Raw genomic sequence first — 3,649 nt, forward strand, 5'->3', positions numbered from 1 at the left:
GCGGTCATCGTGATGATGCCTTTCGAGTGGGATGTGAGAGTTTCCTCGAAGGATCACGCGGTGACCGCACTTCGTCGCGATCGACGAGCCGGCCACCACGGGCTACACCACTTTATGGGGCACTACTCCGCGATTCGCGAGATCGGCCAGTTGGTGGTGCTGAGAAGTTCGGCCATGCGTTCGACTCGAAGCATCGTGAGGTACGCGATCGGCGACTTTCCGAAGGCTTCAACAAACACCCGGCGCAGCTGCGATGTGGACAAGTACGTACTGTCAGCAATCTCGGAGACTGTCCACCGGTGATGGAGTTTGGAGCGCATCATTCCGGCCGCCTCCCGGGCCTCCGGACGCAACGGTCGAAACTGTCTGTGCCGCGGGCGTGTGGGAAGCGTAGTTGTTCGTTGGATCGGTTTTCGACCTGCATTGGACACGGCCAGTAACGGTAGGACGACATCGAGCACGGCAAACAGCAATGCCTGCATGCGATGAAACCGGTGTGGGGGAGCTCCGTCGGTGCTGAGCGCGGCAAGTTCATCGAGCCACGGCATCAATATCCCGGCCCTGTCCTCGCCGATGCGGATCACTTGTGCTGGTTGCGAATAGTGGGTGTCGAGGAAGTCGACGGCATCACGACGGTCGCGGAACTGAGCCGCGTGCTGCCAGAACACTTGGTCGATCACGTAGTCACGATCTATGTAGAGCGTCGTGGCGGTGATCCAGTCCTCCGGCTCTGCTCCGCAGAGCGTATTCGCGGCGAGCACGATCACGTCACCCACTTCGACATTGCGATTCCCGAACTCGCCAGACAGTAGTGCGCCACCGGCTCGCACAACGATCAATTTCACACAGTCGAAGGCGATCGGAGCGATCGCGAGATGGTCAGTGCGAGTGCGCACGACGATCGGCGTATAGCTATTCACTTCGAATCTCGTCAGTGAATGCATGTTCGGCGCGGTTTTATGAGTAGCGAGGGTCAGCGCTCCATGCCGGCGGTCGACGAACGGAATCGCTGGATTGGGCGCGCCAGCTCCGAGACCAGGACATTTGCGAAGTCGACGGAAGTTTGAGCCTGTTGGGATGCGGGACGCGTAGACAGCGGATCGACAACTCTCACTGAGCTGTCGTGGCCTGTTTGGATCGACTTCCCTTCGACGTGTTGGATGCGTGCGTCGAGCGGCTGGATACGAGCGCCGGCATAGTTGCTATCAATTCCACGGACAGAGCGGACGCAAGTCGGATGGTGAGGTGCACGCAACCCTCCGCCAATACGCAAGTGGCTCAGAGGAGCTTGGATCACTGAAGAGCGCAGATCACAGATGGAGCGTAAAGCCGGCGCTTCGTGCTCCTCGCTTTTAGGATCACGTCCAACGAAACTGGCCGGGTTCGTGCGAGGTTCCCGAGGTCTAGTTTCGACAGGGATTGTGGTTCCTCGGTTTGGGAGCGAGGGACCTACCGAACTATCGAAATCCACCAAGCGCATCAGTTGCAGGGCGGTGCGACAGTTGAGGTAGGGGAAGTTCGGTCTCACGAACCTGTGATCTCTACGTCAGGGCTCGCGGTAGCCGAAGGCGGTTGTGACCGTGGTGGCGATGCGATCAGCGAGGATCTTTGGGCCTTCATCGCTGTCGCGGAGCCAGGTGATGATGAGCCATGTGGCACCGCCCGCGATGAGTGTCATGAGGTCGTGCGCAGACGTGACTTGCCCGCGAGTGGCATGTTCGAAGGGCTCAGGGGCTGCGCGTTCGAGAGAGATTGCGACGAGTTCGGTGAGGAGGTTGAGGTCGGTGGCGCCGTCGAGGACACGGAGGTAGAAGTCTCGGTGCTTGGCAAGGTGCACAAGGTCGGGGAGGAATTGCGCGGCCACGATGTCGCGGATCTGCGCCGGGGTGAGCTCAGCGACCGGGATCGGCTCGGGGATGGGGCTTGCGGCGGCGAGCCGGGTGAGGGCGGCGGCGCGGGCGATGGCCGGGATGTCGGGGAAGTGCTGGTAGAAGGTGGGTCGGGTGACGCCGGCCTCTTCGACGAGTCGAGTGATGCTGATGTCCGAGACCGCGCGGTCGTCGAGGAGGCGGGTGGCGACATCCACCAGCGCGTTGCGGCTGCGCTGCATACGCGGGTCCATCGGTTCGACGGTGCTCATGATCCCAGTCTCACTCAATCTTGCAAGATTTACAATCGTAAAATAAAGTGAGGTGGTCACCAACTACTTGATAGAGGAGGAATCGTTGTGCCCGATCTGATGCATGTACCGCAGCCGCCGACGAAGCCGTTCGTAGGGAACCTGTTCGATGTCGATACCGCGAAGCCGGTCCAGGGACTGATGAAGCTGGCCGAGACGTATGGTCCGTTCTTCAAGATCTCCATTGCCGGGGACGACATGTACATCGCGGGGTCGCAGGAGATCGTGAACGAACTGTGTGATGAATCGCGGTTCGGGAAGAAGATCGATGTGACGTTGGAGAACCTGCGTCCGATCGTCGCGGACGCGTTGTTCACCGCTCATGATGATGAGCCGAACTGGGGGAAGGCGCACCGGATTTTGGTGCCCGCGTTCGGGCCGTTGGGGGTCCGGTCGATGTTCCCTGGGATGCGGGACATCGCCGAGCAGATGATGCTGCGGTGGGAACGGTTCGGATCGGACGCGGTGATCGACGTCCCCGCCGACATGACCCGGCTGACGCTGGACACGATTTCGTTGTGTGCGTTCGATTTCCGGTTCAACAGCTTCTACCAGGACGAGCTGCACCCGTTTGTGGGGGCGATGACGGGCGCGTTGGGTACCGCGTTGAGCCGGTCGTTGCGGCCGAAGTTCGTCAACGCGCTGGATTTCACCGGGAACCGGAAGTTCGACGTGAACACGGCGCTGCTGCACACGGTGGCGGGGGAACTGATCGCCGATCGCCGCGCCGACCCGAACAGCCTGGCCAAGGACGACCTGTTGGGGCGGATGCTCAACGGCCGCGACCCCGAGACGGGGGAGGGACTCTCGGATGAGAACATCGCGAACCAGATGGTGACGTTCCTCGTCGCAGGTCACGAAACCACCAGTGGGCTGCTGTCGTTCACGACCTACCTGCTGCTGCGCAACCCGGACGTGATGGAGAAGGCCCGCGCCATGGTGGATGAGGTCGCCGGCGATGACGCGCTGCAACTCGAGCATCTGGGGAAGCTGCGGTATCTCGAGCAGATTCTGATGGAGACGCTGCGGTTGTGGCCGACCGCGGCCGGGTTCGCGGTCGCCCCGCACGAGACGACCCTGCTCGCAGGAAAGTACGAACTCACCCCGGAAGACACCGTGATGGTGATGTCCCCGATCCTGCACCGCGACACCACCGTATGGGGAAACGATGTGGAGGCGTTCGTGCCGGAGCGGTTCGACCCGGCCAGGGCCGAGCTCCTGCCGCCGAATGCGTGGAAACCGTTCGGCAACGGCGCCCGAGCCTGCATAGGTCGACCGTTCGCGATGCAGGAAGCGCACTTGGTGTTGGCGATGATGCTGCAACGCTTCGACCTCGCTCTCGACGATCAGGACTATGAACTGTCCATCCACGAGTCGTTGACGATGAAACCGGAAGACCTCCGCATCCGCGTCACCGCACGCCGCCCCGCCGCGACCCTCAACCCCGCCCCCCGGCCGGCCCCGACCGCA

Annotated in this window: 3 protein-coding genes; 1 reads left to right on the forward strand and 2 read right to left on the reverse strand. The window is 61.8% G+C overall.

Features of this window, described 5'->3' with window-relative positions; genetic code table 11:
* Positions 1-122: 122 nt before the first annotated feature.
* Together KZA10_RS09735 and KZA10_RS09740 are read right to left on the reverse strand one after the other, a co-directional pair.
* Positions 123-944: an AraC family transcriptional regulator gene (locus KZA10_RS09735; protein ID WP_218682761.1), complete on the reverse strand. Its 822-nt coding sequence runs from the start codon at positions 942-944 to the stop codon at positions 123-125.
* Positions 945-1,546: 602 nt separating this feature from the next.
* Complete coding sequence (locus tag KZA10_RS09740) at positions 1,547-2,140, reverse strand: TetR/AcrR family transcriptional regulator (protein ID WP_218682762.1); 594 nt, start codon at positions 2,138-2,140, stop codon at positions 1,547-1,549.
* Between the two features lie 87 nt (positions 2,141-2,227).
* Between KZA10_RS09740 and KZA10_RS09745 the strand changes: the two genes are divergently transcribed.
* The coding region (locus tag KZA10_RS09745; RefSeq protein WP_218682763.1) for a cytochrome P450 at positions 2,228-3,649 on the forward strand (1,422 nt) is incomplete at its 3' end.

The organism is Microbacterium sp. BF1, from assembly GCF_019279095.1.
Classification (GTDB): domain Bacteria; phylum Actinomycetota; class Actinomycetes; order Actinomycetales; family Microbacteriaceae; genus Microbacterium; species Microbacterium maritypicum.